A 19,488-nucleotide genomic window follows, 5' to 3' on the forward strand; every position below is an offset into this window, starting at 1 on the left:
ACCACTCTATACGTCCAATCTGGGCTGCGATTGGAATTATTCTAGGAATTATTCTAGGAATTGTCGGAATTGTCGGAATTATATTTTGCGTGGTTCACTTCAAAATTCAGCGCCATCGAGTCCACTTAGCTTGGAAGATAATAAAGTCTCAACTAGCGCATAAGTTAAACTTTTTTTGAAAAATCGCTTTTCCATTCGTCAAAAATATTTACCTGATTAAGCAGGCTAATCAAGATAGGACAAATCCTCACAAATTCCCCTTAAACAGCTCTAATACTCTCTCCGACCACTTTGAGATGCTGGTAATTTATTTTGTGGTGTAGGTCATGCCAAAACCTCATTCAGAATTGTTACTACTTGCATTAAGAAATCCTGATCCGATTGTTCAAATAGCTGCCCCGCAAAAGCACCTGACTTTTCCCATTATCTTTTTCAGAGAAAAACTTACTTAATTTTAGTGTGCTGGAGGCTTTGCAACCTCGTGCCCCATTCTCAACAAAGCTAACTCCTTAGGAATTGAGCCTGGTTTTAGAACCCTTGCTAATAGGCGATTCTAAGACTTAGCAGGAAAAGTCAGCAAAAGCACTAGGCTCGGCTGTCACTCCCACAGAGAAAGTCTGCCGAGGCTTAGCAATACTTGCATCAAAGCGGCTGCCCTGTTTGACTTCGTTCTCAAACACAAGCAGGTTCCTGGAAAAAACGGATAAACCAGATGTAATCTTCTGTGCTAATCCATTCATAGGACATGGCGATTTCCTGGCTTATGCAATAAGTAACCGTATGGAGTGTGCCTTGCAATGATCCTGGTTGAAGTATTTGTCGGTAAACAGGAGATGTAACAGGAGGGCGATAACCAAAAATAGATTCAAATACATCATCAAAGATATTCATTGAATGATCTGAAGGCTCGAATCGCTCTAATGGAATATTGAACCCTGCACCATCTTGGTGGATGCGAACACTCACTGCTTGATCATTGATAAACCCCACTGACAATCTTAAGTCTTCTGCATTGCTGAAAAAAGATCTTATTTGTCCAGGGCTGTAAGTATACGTTACGTTGAGCTCGCCTTCGGTATGCCCAAGGGTCAAGCGAGTCCAATATTGACCAAAGTAACGCTCAATATCAGGGGGGCTTTCACCAAAGATTGAGCGTTCGCCAGATACGGCGGAGGACTGCATACCAGTGACTAGAAATGTGCTCAATCCCAAAATTGCGAGAGCTTTAATGGCGTAACATCGCCACATTTTGAAAACCATCAGCCACACCACAACCCTCACCTCAGCAATGCAGACGACACACGCATAAGTCCCCTCTTTATAGAAGGATTCCACGGCCATCTGGTACCGCAACTGTCGATCTCCTTCTGTAACTGGGCTGAATAGCGACTGACATCACACACGTATGGCAGTTCACTGGATATCTCATCTGAGTCTAGATATTGCACCTGGTCCAATCTAGCCGCTAACCTCAAGACCTTGCCCCAATGCTCCATAAGAGCAGAAGAAGAAAATGTCATCAACGCCTCAATCAGATGATCAACGCCGCATTGTTGTATCCTGTCGTAGTCGCTTTGGCCACCTCCAAACGTCAACTTCGTCAGTATGGCATTGAGCTCGACTTCTCCATGTTCGTGAATGGCTTCACCGACAACGCCTGCAATCGATATAGCTCCATTTTGAGCATTGATCATCAATGGAAACGGTTCCTGTGGCGGCTCGAAGTTGTAGCGATGGACTCGCCCGGTTCCGTCAGGATTGATTCTGACTCCATTGATCACGACGCCGAAAGCCGTATACAGGCAGCAGTGGCTAGCTTCGTGGATAGCGGTTAGAGATCTTTTTGTTGGAATCATTTCCCCATCCTCACATACAAATTCACCGTTAGTCCAGGGGACAACTGCCCTAAATTTCCTGGGCTTCGTGTGGTGGCATGGGGAGGGCATAGCGCCATTGGCAGTCCCTGGTAAGGAATGCCTTTATTCATGGGGATTTTGAAAAGATATTCAATTCAATAGCTTAACCGTAGCTTAGTTAAAGGATTAAGGGATGCAGCTAAGTAAAATATGACGGCTTAACTTAAGCAACTCATATGGGGTTGAATAAGTACCGGTCCCAGGCAATGGGAGAAGTTGGATTAATCAGCTCATAAGGGCTGCACAAAGTGCAGCCCTTACAAGACTCTTTATTTTTAATCGAGGATTAGGGATAACCCTATCGCTGTGGAATCAATACCGTATCAATGGCATGAATAACACCATTGTTTGCAGTGATATCTGCTGCCCTAACAGTGGCATCATTGATTGTTACTTGTTGTCCCACATTTACTTGTAAAGGTAAGCCATTTTTACTATCCACTGCGCCTGAAGCAAGCTGATCAGAGGTAATACTACCACCGATCACATGGTAGGCAAGAACGTCGAGTAAAGTCTCTCTGTTTTCAGGTTTATAGAGACTTTCAATGGTTCCCTCAGATAAACGACCAAAGGCATCATCGGTGGGGGCAAAAACAGTGAATTCTTTCCCATTAGAGCCATTAAATGCCTCTAAAATACCTGCATGGTCCATGAGAGAAACTAGAACATCAAAGGAATCGTTTGAGCCAGCAATCTGGGTAATGCTTTGACTACTGGTACTTTGAGCGGTTACGGGTAATGCAATCAGCAAACTAGTGAACCCGATACCAGCAACTTTGAGGCAGTGTGAAGTCAGTTTAGAAAGACGTGTCATGGTCTAATGAATTCCCTATGGATAACATTGCATTAGCTCAGCTGCCGTGAGTTATTCAGTGTCTCAAATTGTCGAAGACAACGCCTCAGGCACGACACAAGCTTTCCATAGAAGCAGATAGTATTTTTGAGGTCAGAATAAATCTTTCTTGAATGTAGGTTTAAAACTATTAGAAATTGCTGAGCGTGTCTGTCTAACAACGTCTATTCGCAATCCTCAGCGATACGGGTGATTCTGAAAAATGCGCCCCTAGCTTAGAGAAGATATTTTGTTTGTTATCTATAACGATACTGAATACTTAACCCAGTTCCTGGATCTGCTAAAGTAGCCGTTCAGTTAAGCATTTAGTGACTTCAAGCATTAGCGAGCTGAGCGTTATGAACTCAAATCTATTGGCAAGATTACGCAGTACTTGTCACGATGAAGCTGAATGGGAGCAGGTCCAAGCACTCCTAGGTAAAGAATTTCAAGCGTTGGAGCAGCAGGTTCATCAAGCGCATTGCCAAATTGATCAGCAGCAAACTCTATTCCGCTTGATCACTCGGCTTCGGGAACCTCTGGATCTAGAAACCATCTTTAAATTGACGGCAGCTGAAGTTCGGCAACTGCTGTCCGCAGACCGAGTGGGGATGTTTCGTTTCTACCCTGATACTAACTGGAATGACGGGGAATTTGTTTCTGAAGATGTAGACCCCGAATTTGACTCTGCGATCGCACAAAAAATTCATGATCACTGCTTTGGGGATCAGTTTGCTATTCATTACCAGCAAGGTCAGATCCAGAACGTCACAGATATTCATGATGCCGGGTTGAGCGATTGTCACATCCAGATCCTGTCCCAGTTTCAGGTGCGGGCAAATTTGGTGGTGCCCCTCGTGCAAGGTCGTCACCTGTGGGGATTACTCTGCATTCATCAGTGCCAGGCCCCGCGCCAGTGGCAGGAAACGGAAATCGAGTTTGTTCAGCAAATTGCGAGCCACTTAGCAGTTGCACTCCAGCATGCAGAACTCTTGACGGGTCTCCAGGCAGAAGTGGTCGAACGCCAGCAAGCCGAGGAACGGGCGCAAGCGCTGAACCGAGGATTGCAGCAAGCCATTATTGAACTAAAGGCTGTCAATCAAGAACTGGAAGCCTTTAGCTATTCCGTTTCCCATGACTTGCGCGCCCCCTTACGTAGTATTGATGGCTTTAGCCAGGCACTGCTAGAAGACTGCCTGGAAAACTTAGACGAAAACGGCCAGGACTATTTACGCCGAATCCGCTCGGCCACGCAACGCATGGGGGCATTGATCGATGATTTGATCACCCTATCGCGCGTGACCCGTAACGATATGCACAAAAGATCGGTTGATCTGAGCCGATTAGCCCATCGCATTTGTATCGATTTACAGCAAGCGTCCCCAGAACGGCAAGTAGAGTGGGAGATTCAACCAGGCATGCTGGCCTATGGTGATCGGCCGCTGCTGCAAGTGGCATTGGATAATTTATTGAATAATGCCTGGAAATATACCTCTAAGCAATCCCACGCTAAGATTGAGTTTGGTGTAATTACTCAGGAAAACGGTATCCCAGCCTACTTTATACGAGATAATGGCGTGGGCTTTGATATCTCCTTTATCGACAAATTATTTCGACCGTTTCAGCGATTACATGGGATGCATGAGTTTTCTGGCAATGGCATCGGCCTCGCTACGGTGCAGCGAATCATCCATCGACATGGGGGACAAGTGTGGGCTGAAGGCGCACTGGATCAAGGGGCCACATTCTATTTCACGTTAACGGAAGAGTGAGGTTGGGGTATGAGTGGACAGGTTGATCACAAAGTCATTCTCTTGGTAGAGGATAATCCCGATGATGAGATTTTAACCATCCGTGCCCTCAATCGCAATCATATTGGCAATCAGGTTGTCGTTGCCCATGATGGTGTCGAAGCACTGGATTACCTGTTTGGTACAGGTCCGTATGCAGATCGCGATGTTAGCCTTAAACCAGCCGTGATTTTGCTGGATCTTAAGCTGCCCCGCCTGAATGGCCTGGAAGTTTTACGTCGCTTACGGGGGGAAGCACTCACCAAACTTTTACCCGTGGTTGTCTTAACCACATCCAATGAAGAGCAAGACTTACTCGATAGCTATAACCTGGGATGTAATAGTTACATTCGCAAGCCAGTGGATTTTCTCCAGTTTTCCGAAGCCATTCGGCAGCTTGGAATGTACTGGTTATTGATGAATCAATCCCCGCCTGTTTAGGAAGGTAATCGCCTGTGACTACCCATTTGCAAGTTTTAGTTGTTGAGGATGTAGAAGACGACTTGCTCTTAACGTTGCGGACGCTACGTCGCGGCGGCTACACGCTAGATTACGTTCGGGTAGAAACGCCAGAGGAGATGCAATTGGCCCTCGATCACCAGGATTGGCACATCGTCATTGCTGATTACACATTACCTCGGTTTAGTGCACTAGAGGCGTTAAAGCTGCTGCAGGCCCAACAGCAAGATCTGCCGTTTATTATTGTCTCCGGCACCATTGGTGAAGAGACAGCGGTTGCGGCAATGAAAGCGGGGGCCCATGACTACATTCTCAAAGGGAATCTTGCCCGGTTGGTGCCGGCTGTTGAGCGGGAGTTAAGGGAAGCCGAGGAACGACGGAAACGACAGCAGGCAGAGCATGCTTTGCGAGAAAGCGAAGCCGCACTGCGCCAAAGCCAGCACCAATATCAATCCTTAGCGGAAACCTCTCCCGTTGGCATCTTCCGTACGGATGCCCAGGGAAATTATGTTTATGTGAATCGACAATGGTGTGACATGACCGGGATGACATTGGAGCAGTCCCGCCAAATGGAGAATCATGTCAACGCTTTGCATCCAGACGATCGTGATCATGTGTTAGCCACCTGGCAAGCGGCATTGAAAGACGGCATTCCTTTTCGTTTAGAGTTTCGTTTCCAACATCCCGACGGAACGAGCATCTGGGTCTTTGGTCAGGCATTGCCAGAGCGCAAGCAGGGGGAAGGCATCCGGGGGTATGTTGGCACGATTACGGATATTAGCGATCGCAAATTCGCCCAGCACCGGGTGCGAGAACAAGCTGCACTTTTAGATGTGACCACAGATGCCATTCTTGTCCGGGCCATGAATGGACAAATATCATTTTGGAATAAAGGGGCCGAAACCCTCTATGGCTGGTCTGCTGAGGAAGCACTCGGCCAAGATGCAAATCAGTTGTTGTATGCGGACGCACCAGATGACGATGAGATTGACCAATCTTTGATCCGCGAAGGCAGCTGGAAAGGCGAACGAAAACAAGTGACACAGGCGGGCCAATCCATCACGGTGATGAGTCGATGGACGTTAGTAACCGATGAGCAAGGACAGCCCAATGCCATCCTGACCGTTAATACTGATATCACCCAGGCCAAGCAATTAGAATCTCGATTTTTGCGAGCTCAACGACTAGAGAGCATTGGCACATTGGCCAGCGGGATTGCCCACGATCTAAATAATATTTTGACGCCGATCTATGGCGTGGCCGATCTCTTGCCGATGCAATTACCCGATGTGGACGAACACATTCACCATGAGTTTGAGATATTGAAAAGCAGTGCCAAACGCGGCTCTGAGATTATTAACCAGATGCTCTTGTTTGCAAAAGGTGTAGAGGGTGACCGGTCGTTATTATCCATCAGATATTTAATTAAAGAAATCAGGAGCTTTGTCCATAAAACATTTCCGAAATCTATCGAGATTGCTGTTGATGTACCTAAAAATATTGACTCTGTAAAAGGTGATGAAACCCAGCTCCATCAAGTATTTATGAATCTCTTTGTCAATGCTCGTGATGCGATGCCCAATGGCGGAAAATTGACGGTGTCGGCCATGAATATACAGCTTGATCGGGCCGTTGTCTCCAGCCATCTAGACGTGGAAGCAGGTCCCTATATTGTTGTCATAGTGACCGATACCGGCACTGGCATTCCCCCGGATAAATTGGCTTACATTTTCGATCCTTTCTTTAGCACTAAGCAAGCTCAGGGGGGAACTGGATTGGGGTTATCCACGGTTCACGGCATTATTCAAAGTCACGGTGGATTTATCACCGTTGATACCGAAGTTGGTCGGGGTACTCAATTTAAGGTGTACTTGCCTGCGATTGAGGCAGAAGAGAGAGTGGAAGCAGAAGTCCTTTCTTTCCCGTTGGGCCAAGGAGACGGGGTTCTGGTTGTAGAGGATGAAGCCCCTATTCGTGACATCGCCCAAAGCATTTTAGAAAGCCATAACTATAAGGTGATAGTGGCAACGGATGGGATTGATGCAATCGCCAAATATACTCAACATCAAACCGATATCAAGGTTGTTTTGATGGATATGACGATGCCCTCTTTAGGGGGGGCAACGGCCATCCAAGTGATGCAGAGAATTAATCCTGACGTTAAGGTGATTGCGGTCAGCGGTTTACCGAGTAATGAGCAAATTGCATTATCCCTTGGGGAAAACGTTAAAGCCTTTCTCCCAAAACCTTATAATTCTGCTGACTTGTTAAAAATCATACCTAATGTACTTCAGACTGACACGGAACCCGTGTCTAAGACTGTGGAAACGTAATTTGCAATGATTGACGTACTATAATTAGCTGGGTTTGATACTGTGTCATTGCTGATTCAATTCAGCCACAGATTAACTTCATTAGGAGGTATTGCTGGTATGGAACGGTTTCGATCACTAGCACGGTCGATGGTGGGAGTATTCTTGGTTGCGATCGCAACCCTACTCGTGAGCTGCAGTTCTGGTGGTCAGGCAACTGCCCCCCCAACCTATTCTGCGGACCAGATCGCTCAAATTTCTATTTACGCTGGCCGTATTCAGACTTCCAAAGATCGTCTGCCTGAGCTAGCGGGTTACATCCGTGATGAAAACTGGGCTAATATCGACAACTTCATCCACGGTCCTTTGGGTGAACTAAGAGAACGTATGAATCGCTTGGCATTTCTATTGTTACCTAACGATAAATCTGAAGCTCTGGCCCTATCCAACGAGATTACAGAGGATCTTGAAGCCATGAGTGCTGCAGTTACTGCATTTGATAGTAATCGCACCAATCAGGCTTACATTAGGTTTGCTAAGGACTTAAGTACGTTTCTTAACCTGGTGCCCACCGAAGAATCAGTCTAAACAAAACTGCTAAATGACACGAATTGCTATTGTTGGTTGTGGAATTGTCGGCGCTACCCTAGCGTATGAGCTGAGTAGTCATAGCCAACTTGATATTCATGTCATTGATCAAGGCAACCCCGCCCAAGGTGTTACCCAAGCGGCCTTGGGCGTTTTAATGGGTATTATTAGCCACAAGGTTAAAGGTCGTAACTGGCGACTACGTCGGGACAGTATTGAACGCTACAAAACATTACTGCCTGAATTAGAAGCATCGTTAGGACGATCTATTCCCCACATACAGGGTTTAATCAGCTTCTGTTTTGATCGAGAACAAATCCCACGTTGGCAATCGCTGCAAGCTAAACGTGCCAGCCAGGGATATCCATTGGAAATTTGGTCACCACAACAACTAAAGGACCGCTGTCCCCAGGTCAATACAAAAGCTGTGGCAGCGGCAATTTATTCTCCCCAAGATGGTCAGGTACATCCAAAAGAACTAACATTAGCGTTGGTTGAAGCGGCACAACAGCGCGGCGTTACCACACACTGGCAGAGTCCAGTTTTAGGCTTAAATAAAAACGCTGGTTATTGTTCTCAGCTACAGCTGCCTGAAGAGATCTTAGATGTGGATTGGGTGATCCTCTCAGCTGGTCTGAACTCAGCAGACTTAAGCCAGCTGGGGGCAGAACCATTGCCGATGATCCCAGTGCTGGGTCAAGCCATGGAAATTGAGCTGGATCAGCCCTTAGATAACACCTCGTTTCAACCGGTGCTTAATGGACATGATGTGCACTTGGTACCCTTAGGAGAGAAACGTTACTGGCTAGGGGCCACTGTGGAATTTCCCCCCGGCGGTGAGGCCGTTGAATTTCCCCTGGGCGATGACCTTGAGATGGTGCCTAATTTAGAGCGATTAGAGCAGATGCGCCAAAGCGCCATTAGCTATTGCCCAGCCGTTGCCCAGGCTAGAACCCTGCGTCACTGGAGCGGATTACGCCCTCGCCCCCAGGGGCAGGGTGCCCCAGTGATTAAACCACTGGCGGGCTATGAGAATGTGATTTTGGCAACAGGGCATTATCGCAATGGCATATTGTTGGCACCAGGCACAGCAATTACTGTGGCGGAACTACTGGGCTTAACACCAAAAGTCGACTCTGAAGACCCAGATGCTTAACCACGAATAACATTGATATGCCTGCCTTGGGGACTCATGGTCGACTCTGTTGTCGTGCGTTCAGCAATGGGGGGCAGCTCACTGCGACGGTCAAAAATCACGAGCCAGCCCTGGGTGAGTCCCAGCCCTGCAAGATAGCTATCTAATTGTTCCAACCCTTTTGATAGGGGATCTGAACAATGATCTCGCCAAACTTTTAGTTCAATTGCTAGGGTAACATTGCCATACCGTAAACATAAATCCATGCGACCGCTACCAATGGCATATTCTCTTTCCAGGGTACCGCCACCATTGACAACTCTGTGTAAAAAGGCCATCATCACCAAATGAGGCGCAATCTCATGGTACGGGGCACTTTTGAGCAATGGCTCACCATGTTGTTGCCAAAAGCGAAGAAAAGCATCCAACAACTTTTTAGAATCTAGCTGATGATCGTCAGTTAACCAGCTGGGTTGAACAATCGGTAAACCTGCTTGGGGTCCGCTGGCCAAGGCCCTGGGTAAGACTTCTCGATAAATTGGATTAGCAATGGTTAGCCCACCAGCAGGATGATGTACAACCAGACCCAGATCAACTAAAAATTGACGATCATCTGCTGGCACAACACCCAACTCTTGACCTGCTAGCATAGGTTCCACAATAGAGCGCACTCGGTCTTCCTGGAGTCGTTCTGTCAGGCTATCCAGATGAGTATCCTGCCGCCGAATCAAAATTTCCTTAGCTCGATTGATAGTTGCTACATCAATTGGTTGTTGAGAATCTGGCACCAGTTCTTCTACCGCTTCTTTTGCTAAAGCGTTTACTAACCAGGGTTGTCCCTGGGTGAGCTCAAACGCTCGGGCCACAGCAGCTTCTGTAAACAGTTGACCCGTATCAGCAGTGTGCTGGCCATATAGCTGGGCTACCTCAGCCGCCGTGAAGTTATTCAGTGTCAGCGATTTGACCTTAATGTTAAAGGGGCTAGATGTATTCAGTCGAGAACTGCCACCCGCAGCTACTTTATAATCCCGTACGTCTCGCAGACCGGTCAGTGCTAAGGCATGGGGAAACCCTTGAGGGCGATTGGGGTAGCCATCTCGTAATTGGCGTAATACTGAAATCAACAACTCATTCTGTAGCGAATCAATTTCATCAATAAATACCACTAAAGGAGGCGATGAATGCGCGGCCCATTCACTAAGAGCGGCACCAATACGTCGCCCTGTGGGAACATTATCTGGCCATGGCGGTGGCTGTAGGTCACTGGGTAAGCGAAACCGAGCAGCTCCCCGCCACGCATCTAAAATGCTGAGCTCTGCGGCATCTACATCATTCAGTAAGGCAGAACCTACTTCCACAGAAACCATAATGGCCGTGTAGTTTCCGCTAGCTGTTAGTTCTTGGGCCAGCGCTAACATAGCAGTGGTTTTACCGGTTTGCCGTGGAGCGTGGATCACAAAGTATCCCTGCTGATCGATAATGCGCCGAAGCTGGGGCAGCCGCTCTACTGGTGAGAGCATATAGTGAATATCAGGTTTGCAGGGACCTGCCGTGTTAAACCAACGTGCCATGGCAAGGATTAGTTGGAGCTGGGTTATTCTAACAGGGTAGATGGGGACAAGAGCATGAGGCGATATGATATTGCCCGGAAAATTGAAACGATGGATCCGGAGCAGGATGCGATCGCAATTTGTCATCTCCTGGCGGGCTATGAGTTTCCCTGGGATATGACCCGAGCGTTAGAAATTGCCCTGCTGCGGACATTTTGTGTGCCCAGTATTGCCAAACTGCTGGACCATACGGGGGAGTTTCAGCACCATACCCAAAAGCGCTATGACGACACCGGGATCATCGTCTCACAGCTGCTTAAGTGGGGCTACCGACATCCAAAGGGACAGGCATTTTTAGAACGGATGAATGCCATCCACAGTCGGTTTCCCATCGGCAATAACGATTATCTGTATGTGCTGTCCACATTTATCTATGAGCCTGTGCGCTGGTGCGATCGCTTTGGTTGGCGCGCCCTCAGCGAGCTAGAGAAACAGGCCATGTATCACTTTTGGTATGGCGTTGGCGAACGCATGGGCATTACCGATATGCCAGACTCCTATGGGGCATTTGAAGCCTATAACCTGGCCTATGAGCGGGAGAAATTTACCTATGCTGTGGCCAATCAACGGGTGGCGGATGCGACGCGGGCAATGCTATTGAGTTGGTTTCCGGTGGGGGTGCGATCGCTCGCCAACACAGCTGTACCTGCATTGTTAGATGCCCCACTGCTCAATGCCTTAGGCTGGCAACCTGCGCCCCAGCACCTCACCCGGTTGCTAAAAACCAGTTTAAAAGCTCGCAGTCGACTGCTACGTAAACTGCCGCCCCGTTCTTTACCAGACTTCTTTGCCGATCAATCCATTCGTAGCTATCCCCAAGGCTATGATGTATCAAATATCGGTCCTGAATCATTGCTGCCAGAGCTCAATCATCCAGAGCTCAATCATAACGACCGCTAAACAACATCCCACATCAACCCCCTTCGGAATCACCTATGGCCGTTCAGTTAGATAGCGTAGTCCCCTTTGGTCGATCGTTGGATGAATACACCAAAATGTTCAACCTAACTGAGGCGGAACTACAAAACCCTATCCTTTCTGTTGCCGATGGACCCGCCAGTTTTAATGCAGAAGGCACTCGGCGAGGCTATCAGATCAAATCCGTCGATCCGCTTTATTGTTTTAGTGCTATAGAGATTAAACAGCGCTTTGATGCAGTTGTAGATAACATTATTCAACAGGTCGAAAACACCCTGGATGACTGGGTTTGGAGCTACCATCATTCGCCCAGTGATCTGAGAAAAAACCGTGAGGCTGCGATTCGACTGTTTTGTCAAGATTTTGCCTCAGGCAAAACTGAAGGCCGTTATGATCTAGGAGAATTACCCCAGTTAAGCTATACAGACGCTAGCTACCAGTTGGGGTTATGTTCTCATTTTCTATTTCTCTATTCTGAACAATTTGATCAGATATTTCATCTCAACTCTATTTGTGAACTGTTGCGCATCTGTCAGGAAGTACGCATTTTCCCCTTAGTTGCCTTAGATCTACACCCCTCACCGCACCTGGAGTTTGTCATAAATGCTCTGACTCAAAAGGGATATCAGTGTGATATTCAGACTGTTGCCTATGAGTTTCAACGCAACGGCAATAAGATGTTGAAAATCACCCAATAATTTTAAAGAATTTCTCTCTTGGGGCACAAATTGCATATCGGGGATGACCATGATCACAAGACGACAGTTTGTTCAAAATACTTCGCTATTTGCTGGAGGAATGCTGATGGGTTGCGCGAATTCTCAAGTAAGCACCCAGCAATGGTATATGCCCGATGAAGCTGCACCCCATACGCGAACCTGGATGGCATTTGGGGCAAGTGCGCGCATTTGGGGGCGACAACTACTGCCAGAAGTGAGACGTAACTTAGTTACCCTTGCCCAAACAATTGCCCAGTATGAGCCCGTATCTATGCTGGTCAGACCTGAAGAGTATGATCTCGCCAAAGATCTATTAGGTGCATCTGTTGAATTGATTGTGTCGCCCTTAGATGACCTATGGATACGGGATACGGGTCCTCTGTTTGTGTTTTCTAAGCAGGGTCAAAAAGCTGGCATTGACCTTAACTTTAATGGTTGGGGCCAGAAGCAAGTTTTTCAGCAAGATGCTGCTGTTGCTGCATTTGTTACCCAGCAATCTGGGGCTGAAGTGGTCAATACTAATCTCGTTTTGGAGGGAGGGTGTATTGAAGTCGATGGCGATGGTACTGCCATGATTACTGAAAGTTGTGTGCTCAATGACAATCGTAATCCAGGTGTGAGCAAGTCTGAGTTTGAAGACCAGCTAATGCCGCTTCTCGGTCTGGAGAAGATTATCTGGCTACCTGGGATTAAGGGAAAAGATATCACCGATGGTCACACCGACTTCTATGCTCGGTTTGCCAGACCGGGTGTTGTGCTGGCTGGTTATGAACCCGATCCAAGCTTTTTTGACCATGGGGTGACTCAACAGCATCTAGCAATCTTAGAAAACGCAACGGATGCCCAGGGTCGACCGCTTGAAACCATTGTCCTCGAAGCACCTGGCACAATCCGAGACAGTTATGAGACGCTAGATTTTGCCGCTGGTTATGTCGGTTTTTATGTCTGCAATGGTGCGGTGATCATGCAGGAATTTGGGGATGGCCGCGCTGATCAAAGGGCGCAACAATCACTACAACAAGCCTTCCCAGATCGCGAAATCATTGCCCTGAATATTGATGCTATTGCGGCTGGAGGTGGCAGTATCCACTGTGCCACTCAGCAAGAGCCTGTAAAAAATCTTACGACATAGCTGTTTTTAAAACATCTACGTCCTATAGTTATAGGCTGAAAACACAGTTTTGCTTCTGAGCTCATCACCATGCGCAATATTACAGCCGGTATCGGTTTCTTAGGGTTAATCCTGATTGCAGGAGCTGCCTATTTTTCTCGTCAGCAGGCCGTCGCCCAGGCAACTGGACCCACAGGTTTAGTTGTTAAGCCTAGCCCTTACAGCGTTGGGGAAACAGAAACTCGATTCAAAAAGATTCTAGAAACTAACGGATTGAATTTATTTGCCACCGTTGACCATGCCCAAAATGCCTCTGGGGTAGGGTTGGAGTTGCGACCTACCCGAGTCGTTATCTTTGGTAACCCCAAACTGGGAACGCCTCTGATGCAGTGTCAGCCAACCATTGCCATTGATTTACCGCAAAAGGTACTGATTTGGGAGGATGACCAGGGTCAGACGCAGCTAGCCTATAACGACCCGCAGTATTTGGGGGGGCGTCATCGTTTGGATGGCTGCGGTGTAGAGGCGATTAAGACAGTTTCAGGGGCGCTGAATAATCTAACGAATGGTGCGATCGCACCTTAAAATCAATTCGGTTTTCCCCCTGACTTATCCAGCCAATACAGTCGGAGCCATCAGCTGGAGTTGCTCTTGGCTAACCCAGCGGGTTTGTTGGGCATTCGCAATTTTGCACAGGTAATAGTTACCATCGTCCAGCAATACTTCAATGGCCTGAACAGTCCATTGTTGGTCAAGATAGCCAACGGTATCCCCCACTGAAGGCACCCAGCGAGGAGCCGTTACCGCAGGTTTACGGGCTAGTAGATAGTCAATATCTTGCCACAGACGGGCTAGGGCTCTTTGTAACAGAGGCGTAACGGCATCGGTAATGGCAGCGAGGATTAAGGTGCCGAGAATCATTAGGGGAAGTGCGATCGCATACCTGACCTCATCCCCCTTCACAACCAGACCCAGCGTACGATCCACCACAAAATTATGAACCAAGAAAAAGCTATAGCTATATTGACCTAGCCTCAGCGCCAAATAACGACTAAAGCGAACTGCCGTAAGCCATCGGCAAATCACCACACAAACCAGGGTTAATCCTAGAGGTACCAGTAGGTCACAGACTATCCAGCCTAGCTGATAAAACTGACAAACAAAGCCAATGGTATAAAGACCAAGACCCACTCGCAACGCCTTAAACTGGGGCCAAAAAAGCACACCACGACCGTGCTTATAGGCTTGAGCCACCACCATGCCAATCACAAAGGTGCTCAGTTTAGCCAGCAACACATAAAACGGCAACGGTCCATTGGGAGTCGCCAGAATCGTATATGTGGGCTGTCCTCCAAAGGTGTATATAGCCAGTGCTCGATAAACCAGAGTAATGACCAGGCTCACCAGCAACAGATTGCGGCTACCCCAGCGATACACCAGTCGATGTAGCACCGGAAAACACAGGGTAAAACTTAGAATTAATGGAATAAACCACCATGGACCGCTGATGGGCAACAAGAGACTAGCGCGATGATCGATTAATAGCGGAAAAGTAAACGCTGCAAAATAATTCCACACTGGTGGGATATAGCTTTCAGTCGCAGCGCCAATCATCCATAAAACCGGACAAGACAGCAGGGCAACTGTCCAAAAAGGCCATAGCAGTCGCGATAAACGCTTTTGCCAAAAACCTAACCAATCAAAAGAACGATGCCGGGCGGCTAGCATTAGGCTAAACCCACTCAACAAAATAAACACATCCACAAACTGAAACCCAAATAATGTTGGAATTCCTAGCAACTGCATCCATCCCGAGGGCGTTGCCAGAGAGTTTGTCTCAGCAATCAGCTGTTGCAGATTATGGATTAGGCCCGTAGGCTGTGGCGTATAGCGATATTGAGTAAACAACAGCTGGGCATGGTAAAGCAGGATCATGACGGCGGCAAAGATGCGCAATCCGTCTAGCCACGCTAAGCGCTGTACCGCCGCTGACCGATTAAAACGACGTTTCATAGAAGATGGGAGAGTAAAATCTGTTTTCTAAAAGGGTGTTGAAATTTTCTCAAAAGACAAGGTTATAGCCTGGCTGTCTCAGGTAATCCATAGACTTTTTCCAAATTTAGCCACAGCCGGTGTCGCCTCTCTCGGCGTGACAACCCACTCGGTTTTTCCATGGAGATGATCGTAGAGTGCAACAACCGCAATCATGTTTTTCAACAATGAGTAAACCGGTGTCAGTAAGGCATATTGCAAAAAGTAGTACCTGGGATAATGGTGATACCCAATTTTTGCAGTAACCAACAGTTTGTAAACACTACTCAAAAACGTAATAACTGTTGCCGACAACAAAAATGCATTGTCTGTGAAATTAATGGTTCCTGTTAGCAGCCAGCTACTGAAAACAATTGGCAAAATCTGTACCGATAAAATGGGAAACAGTTCTCGGTAGTAGAGCAAATGGGTCCAGATTAGCTTTTGCCCAAAGGTTAGCTGGGGTGACTTCCAAAACCGCTTTTGATAGCGCAAACTAACTTCTAGCCATCCCTGGGACCATCGTTTACGCTGTGACCAAAAGGCACTGATGTGGTTGGGAGCCAATTCTGTAACCGTAATGCTGCGGTCATGGACGATGCGATACCCATGCAAAAGGGTGCGTATCGACGCATCAATATCTTCGGTCAGCATCGTTGGGTTAAAACGGACCTGCTGTAGCACTGAGGTGCGCCAATAGCCATTGGAGCCACCAAATAAAGCCGTATCTACCATTAACGACTTGGCAGAATGGCTGACGCCGTAAATCGACTCAAATTCCACTGCCACCAGGCGAGTGAGGAGATTTTCACTGCGATTACGGATCATGTTGCGGCCTTGCACAACATCGTACCCATTGGCGATCCATCGACCGGCCCGCTCAAAACAGTCTGGGGCTGGATGATGGTCTGCATCAAGGATACAGGTGATCTCCCCGGTCACGATATTGAGGGCAGCGTTAATATTTTCGGCTTTTGAATGGCTGCCTTCAACTCGATAAGGCCGAAAATTAGGATACTTTCTGGCCAATCGCACCAGGGTTTGCTCAATGGGTAGCACCACCGGGGTGTTATAGGCCAAAATCACTTCCAGACCTGCCTCAGGCTGATGTATCCGATTTAGCAGGTGATCAATGGTTTCTAAAATGATGGTTTGTTCATTGGGTAAATAGGCCGCCACAATAAACGAACAGCGTGGCAAGGGCTGACCCTCTGGCAGTTCTGCTCCCTGAACGCCGAGGCTCTTTTTTAGGCGACGCTTAAAGCTATTAGGTTGAGACGGTGAAAACCTTGACTGGCTAGCAAATCGTCGCGAAACAGCGGCAGTGGATTCAGCAATGAGCATGACTGCGCTGGACAGATAGAGCGCCACCAGTGAAAAATGCAGCCACGTTAAGGAAATGCCGCCTAGCTGCAGGCTGTAGTAGCAAATGATGGTCGGTAGACCAATTAAAAGTACATTTATGAAAATCAGCTTGCTGGCAGTCTGCCAGCGATCACTCAGATTGAATACTGATAAGCCAGCATTTGTGCGATCGCATTTTTTATTCTTTGTTTGCATATAGCAACCCTCGTCAGGCCCTTTGCAGGCGTCGGATCAGATGTTGAAGCACAAACACGCTGCCTAACGGCCATGCAGGGACATGACCAGCGGTCTAGTAACCGCTTAAAATTCAAGTCAAACAACTATTGCCATACGTTGCTGGTAAACCATCGAATCAACATTCGTCGAAACATTCCGTAACTTGACGAACAATTTTAACTCAATGTTAAGCCTGTGTTAATTTTCGTATGAGCGGACGTCATTAAAGCAGACGCTAGGGTTATGGATTTTAAGCTCGGAAAAATGCAGGGCATAATGTCTGGTGTAAAGGCCTGAGCGAGCTATGGAAACAGATTATTTAGAACGGGTGAGAGAGTTGCCGCAATGGTTGAGGCGTTGATAACGTAAGGCCTATGCATAATCTTTTATAAAATGCAAATCAGCTGTTTAACCTCTTATCCGAAATTCTGACTGATATGCTCGGTATCGAAGCCCACCTCCCCAAGTCTGGGTAGGCTTGATTCAAGCGTTACATTTTAATTTTTTGTATCCGCAAATATTTAGACTAACCTAAGCTCGCCCATACTTCGATAAATAAGCACGTATGCTGACCACTATCGAGATATTTTGGGAGACTCTATGGTTAAGTCAAACACCCATAGCACAATGAAGAAAGCAGATGTTAATTCTTCAAATGAAAAACCCAAAGTGACTAAAAAGAAAGCTTTAAAAAAGATCACCTCAAAGCGAAAAGCTACCGAAAAGAGCGCTGATAACAAACCTTTAGGCCAGATCGCTACAATTCCGATGGCTAAATCAGTAAAGGCAACTAAGAAGACTGTTAAAAAACAGGATGATACTTACAATAAATCTACCCAGAAGAAAAAGCACTCGAAGACGAAGAAAAGCCTGAAAAAATCTGTATACCAGTCTGAACTAGAGCGTTTGCAGCTTGAGTTGGTGAAGATGCAAGAATGGGTAAAGTATGCAGGCCTGAAGGTTGTTGTGATCTTTGAGGGGCGAGATGCTGCCGGTAAGGGTGGGGTAATTAAACGTATTTCTGAATGCTTAAACCCTCGTGGTTGTCGTATTGTAGCGTTGGGTAAGCCCACTGATCGAGAGAAAACCCAGTGGTATTTTCAGCGTTATGTGAACCAGTTACCGGCAGCTGGCGAAATTGTTCTCTTTGATCGTAGCTGGTATAATCGCGCCGGTGTGGAGCGCGTCATGGGCTTTTGCACCCACAATGAATATACTGAATTTATGCGCACCTGCCCTGAATTTGAGCATATGCTCCAACGCTCGGGCATCATTCTGGTCAAATATTGGTTTTCTGTCAGTGATAAAGAACAGGAAAAGCGGTTCCAGGACCGGATCAAAGATCCAGCTAAGCGTTGGAAGCTGAGCCCCATGGATTTAGAGGCCCGTGCCTGCTGGGTTGAGTATTCTAAAGCGAAAGATGACATGTTTGCGATGACCGATACCACTAGTTCCCCCTGGTATGTGGTCGATGCCGATGATAAAAAGCGGGCACGGCTTAATTGTATTAGTCACTTACTAACTCTGATTCCCTACGAGGAGCTACCTTACGAGCCAATTATGTTACCTAAGCGACAGGGGGCGATTCATTATCAACGCCCGCCTAAGGAAACGCAACGTATGGTGCCTAACAAATATTAGGCCATCACACTGTAGAGGCATCCCCTGGTGGGTGCCCAGGATAACCTATGGGATGCTCAGAACGATCATTGAGTTGTCGGTTTATGGGGACAATGATCGAGGGGCAAGCACGAGGCATTGCCCCTACCGGGTGCTTGGGATAATCTATGTCTTTGGTTGAATTGGGTATGGGATGTGCGATCTCACCAGCGACATGGACATCACGAAACAAGGGACACCCCTTGTATGTTTAGAGGGTAAGGAAATTGGCAACTTATCTCTACACCGCCATGCAATCCCTTCTCTACACCGCCACTATCCGTTTCCGTCCCCTTGCGGGGTAATGAGATTGGTAACTGCAATCAGATAATCGTGTTGCTACTCCCAATAGGCTAAGTTTCCGTCCTCTTGCGGGGTAATGAGATTGGTAACTTTGCGGTGAGAATTATCACAGCGCTTTGTATCTAAAGTTTCCGTCCCCTTGCGGGGTAATGAGATTGGTAACCGAGATTTTGCCCTCGTAGTCAAACTGCCCGACGGGGAGAAGTTTCCGTCCCCTTGCGGGGTAATGGAATTGGCAACGTTAGGAACAACCCTTGGCGCGTCAGGCGTAGCTCTTGGGGTTTCCGTCCCCTTGCGGGGTAATGGAATTGGCAACATCTTTTCTAGCTCTGCATCATCCATCGTAGACACATCTTCCAAGTTTCCGTCCCCTTGCGGGGTAATGGAATTGGCAACACGAAACTAACAGACAATACGGCAAGGAACATCTCACTCAGTTTCCGTCCCCTTGCGGGGTAATGGAATTGGCAACGTAATCACGGGTGGGAGAGTGTGGATTAACAAGTACACGTTTCCGTCCCCTT

General features: G+C 47.4%; 16 protein-coding genes and 1 CRISPR repeat array. Of the genes, 10 read left to right on the forward strand and 6 right to left on the reverse strand.

Translation table 11 applies throughout. The features are described from left to right. Positions 1-672: 672 nt before the first annotated feature. From DXZ20_RS21370 to DXZ20_RS21380, 3 genes are all read right to left on the reverse strand, one after another. On the reverse strand, positions 673-1,260 hold the full coding sequence (locus DXZ20_RS21370) for a hypothetical protein (RefSeq protein ID WP_163700536.1): 588 nt from the start codon (positions 1,258-1,260) through the stop codon (positions 673-675). Between the two features lie 17 nt (positions 1,261-1,277). Continuing rightward, the gene (locus tag DXZ20_RS21375) at positions 1,278-1,946 is read right to left on the reverse strand and encodes a hypothetical protein (RefSeq protein WP_163700539.1); all 669 of its coding nucleotides are present in this window, start codon (positions 1,944-1,946) and stop codon (positions 1,278-1,280) included. Between the two features lie 268 nt (positions 1,947-2,214). Further along, on the reverse strand, positions 2,215-2,730 hold the full coding sequence (locus tag DXZ20_RS21380; protein ID WP_163670188.1) for a fasciclin domain-containing protein: 516 nt from the start codon (positions 2,728-2,730) through the stop codon (positions 2,215-2,217). Positions 2,731-3,107: 377 nt separating this feature from the next. Between DXZ20_RS21380 and DXZ20_RS21385 the strand changes: the two genes are divergently transcribed. The 5 genes from DXZ20_RS21385 (at position 3,108) to DXZ20_RS21405 (ending at position 9,053) form a co-directional block, all read left to right on the forward strand. Then, a complete protein-coding gene (locus DXZ20_RS21385) occupies positions 3,108-4,520 on the forward strand; it encodes a GAF domain-containing protein (protein WP_163670196.1) in 1,413 nt (470 codons plus the stop codon). A 9-nt stretch (positions 4,521-4,529) separates the two neighbouring features. Beyond that, entirely contained in the window at positions 4,530-4,979 is a 450-nt protein-coding gene (locus DXZ20_RS21390) for a response regulator (protein WP_163670198.1), read from the forward strand. Positions 4,980-4,993: 14 nt separating this feature from the next. Further along, the gene (locus tag DXZ20_RS21395) at positions 4,994-7,330 is read left to right on the forward strand and encodes a PAS domain S-box protein (RefSeq protein ID WP_163700542.1); all 2,337 of its coding nucleotides are present in this window, start codon (positions 4,994-4,996) and stop codon (positions 7,328-7,330) included. 99 nt (positions 7,331-7,429) lie between these two features. After that, positions 7,430-7,897 (forward strand): photosystem II protein PsbQ, encoded by a 468-nt coding sequence (psbQ, locus tag DXZ20_RS21400; RefSeq protein ID WP_163670202.1) that lies wholly within the window; start codon positions 7,430-7,432, stop codon positions 7,895-7,897. Between the two features lie 13 nt (positions 7,898-7,910). Further along, the gene (locus DXZ20_RS21405; protein WP_163670204.1) at positions 7,911-9,053 is read left to right on the forward strand and encodes an NAD(P)/FAD-dependent oxidoreductase; all 1,143 of its coding nucleotides are present in this window, start codon (positions 7,911-7,913) and stop codon (positions 9,051-9,053) included. On the opposite strand, the gene DXZ20_RS21410 is transcribed toward DXZ20_RS21405, so the two are convergent. After that, entirely contained in the window at positions 9,050-10,603 is a 1,554-nt protein-coding gene (locus DXZ20_RS21410) for an AAA-like domain-containing protein (protein ID WP_163700545.1), read from the reverse strand. The two genes, DXZ20_RS21405 and DXZ20_RS21410, sit on opposite strands and share 4 nt — an antisense overlap. Before the next feature lie 54 nt (positions 10,604-10,657). On the opposite strand from DXZ20_RS21410, the gene DXZ20_RS21415 reads away from it, so the two are divergent. From DXZ20_RS21415 to DXZ20_RS21430, 4 genes are all read left to right on the forward strand, one after another. Continuing rightward, entirely contained in the window at positions 10,658-11,542 is an 885-nt protein-coding gene (locus DXZ20_RS21415) for an oxygenase MpaB family protein (RefSeq protein WP_163700548.1), read from the forward strand. A 35-nt stretch (positions 11,543-11,577) separates the two neighbouring features. Next, positions 11,578-12,258 carry an SAM-dependent methyltransferase gene (locus DXZ20_RS21420; RefSeq protein WP_163700551.1) on the forward strand — a complete coding sequence of 227 codons (681 nt, stop codon included), beginning with the start codon at positions 11,578-11,580 and terminating at the stop codon, positions 12,256-12,258. A gap of 49 nt (positions 12,259-12,307) precedes the next feature. Then, positions 12,308-13,411 carry an agmatine deiminase family protein gene (locus tag DXZ20_RS21425; protein ID WP_163703574.1) on the forward strand — a complete coding sequence of 368 codons (1,104 nt, stop codon included), beginning with the start codon at positions 12,308-12,310 and terminating at the stop codon, positions 13,409-13,411. A gap of 69 nt (positions 13,412-13,480) precedes the next feature. Beyond that, positions 13,481-13,975, forward strand: a complete 495-nt coding sequence (locus DXZ20_RS21430; protein WP_163700554.1) for a DUF302 domain-containing protein — start codon at positions 13,481-13,483, stop codon at positions 13,973-13,975. A gap of 24 nt (positions 13,976-13,999) precedes the next feature. Here DXZ20_RS21430 and DXZ20_RS21435 read toward each other — a convergent pair whose 3' ends face one another. Together DXZ20_RS21435 and DXZ20_RS21440 are read right to left on the reverse strand one after the other, a co-directional pair. Continuing rightward, entirely contained in the window at positions 14,000-15,403 is a 1,404-nt protein-coding gene (locus DXZ20_RS21435; protein ID WP_163700557.1) for an acyltransferase family protein, read from the reverse strand. A gap of 78 nt (positions 15,404-15,481) precedes the next feature. Next, entirely contained in the window at positions 15,482-16,981 is a 1,500-nt protein-coding gene (locus tag DXZ20_RS21440) for a glycosyltransferase family 2 protein (RefSeq protein WP_163700560.1), read from the reverse strand. A gap of 789 nt (positions 16,982-17,770) precedes the next feature. Between DXZ20_RS21440 and ppk2 the strand changes: the two genes are divergently transcribed. Beyond that, on the forward strand, positions 17,771-18,643 hold the full coding sequence (gene ppk2, locus DXZ20_RS21445; RefSeq protein ID WP_431732085.1) for a polyphosphate kinase 2: 873 nt from the start codon (positions 17,771-17,773) through the stop codon (positions 18,641-18,643). A 300-nt stretch (positions 18,644-18,943) separates the two neighbouring features. Further along, positions 18,944-19,436: direct repeats of the CRISPR family, unit length 36 nt; unit sequence GTTTCCGTCCCCTTGCGGGGTAATGGAATTGGCAAC. Positions 19,437-19,488: the final 52 nt, after the last annotated feature.

Origin of the sequence: Adonisia turfae CCMR0081 (genome assembly GCF_011009555.1) — a bacterium.
GTDB lineage: Bacteria > Cyanobacteriota > Cyanobacteriia > Phormidesmidales > Phormidesmidaceae > Leptothoe > Leptothoe turfae.

Excerpts from the sequence above, each read along its gene's own strand:
- DXZ20_RS21370 (WP_163700536.1), bottom strand. The coding sequence starts at position 1,260 with ATGGTTTTCAAAATGTGGCGATGTTACGCCATTAAAGCTCTCGCAATT.
- DXZ20_RS21375 (WP_163700539.1), bottom strand. The coding sequence starts at position 1,946 with ATGCCCTCCCCATGCCACCACACGAAGCCCAGGAAATTTAGGGCAGTT.
- DXZ20_RS21380 (WP_163670188.1), bottom strand. The coding sequence starts at position 2,730 with ATGACACGTCTTTCTAAACTGACTTCACACTGCCTCAAAGTTGCTGGT.
- DXZ20_RS21385 (WP_163670196.1), top strand. The coding sequence starts at position 3,108 with ATGAACTCAAATCTATTGGCAAGATTACGCAGTACTTGTCACGATGAA.
- DXZ20_RS21390 (WP_163670198.1), top strand. The coding sequence starts at position 4,530 with ATGAGTGGACAGGTTGATCACAAAGTCATTCTCTTGGTAGAGGATAAT.
- psbQ (WP_163670202.1), top strand. The coding sequence starts at position 7,430 with ATGGAACGGTTTCGATCACTAGCACGGTCGATGGTGGGAGTATTCTTG.
- DXZ20_RS21405 (WP_163670204.1), top strand. The coding sequence starts at position 7,911 with ATGACACGAATTGCTATTGTTGGTTGTGGAATTGTCGGCGCTACCCTA.
- DXZ20_RS21410 (WP_163700545.1), bottom strand. The coding sequence starts at position 10,603 with ATGGCACGTTGGTTTAACACGGCAGGTCCCTGCAAACCTGATATTCAC.
- DXZ20_RS21415 (WP_163700548.1), top strand. The coding sequence starts at position 10,658 with ATGAGGCGATATGATATTGCCCGGAAAATTGAAACGATGGATCCGGAG.
- DXZ20_RS21420 (WP_163700551.1), top strand. The coding sequence starts at position 11,578 with ATGGCCGTTCAGTTAGATAGCGTAGTCCCCTTTGGTCGATCGTTGGAT.
- DXZ20_RS21425 (WP_163703574.1), top strand. The coding sequence starts at position 12,308 with ATGATCACAAGACGACAGTTTGTTCAAAATACTTCGCTATTTGCTGGA.
- DXZ20_RS21430 (WP_163700554.1), top strand. The coding sequence starts at position 13,481 with ATGCGCAATATTACAGCCGGTATCGGTTTCTTAGGGTTAATCCTGATT.
- DXZ20_RS21435 (WP_163700557.1), bottom strand. The coding sequence starts at position 15,403 with ATGAAACGTCGTTTTAATCGGTCAGCGGCGGTACAGCGCTTAGCGTGG.
- DXZ20_RS21440 (WP_163700560.1), bottom strand. The coding sequence starts at position 16,981 with ATGCAAACAAAGAATAAAAAATGCGATCGCACAAATGCTGGCTTATCA.
- ppk2 (WP_431732085.1), top strand. The coding sequence starts at position 17,771 with ATGGCTAAATCAGTAAAGGCAACTAAGAAGACTGTTAAAAAACAGGAT.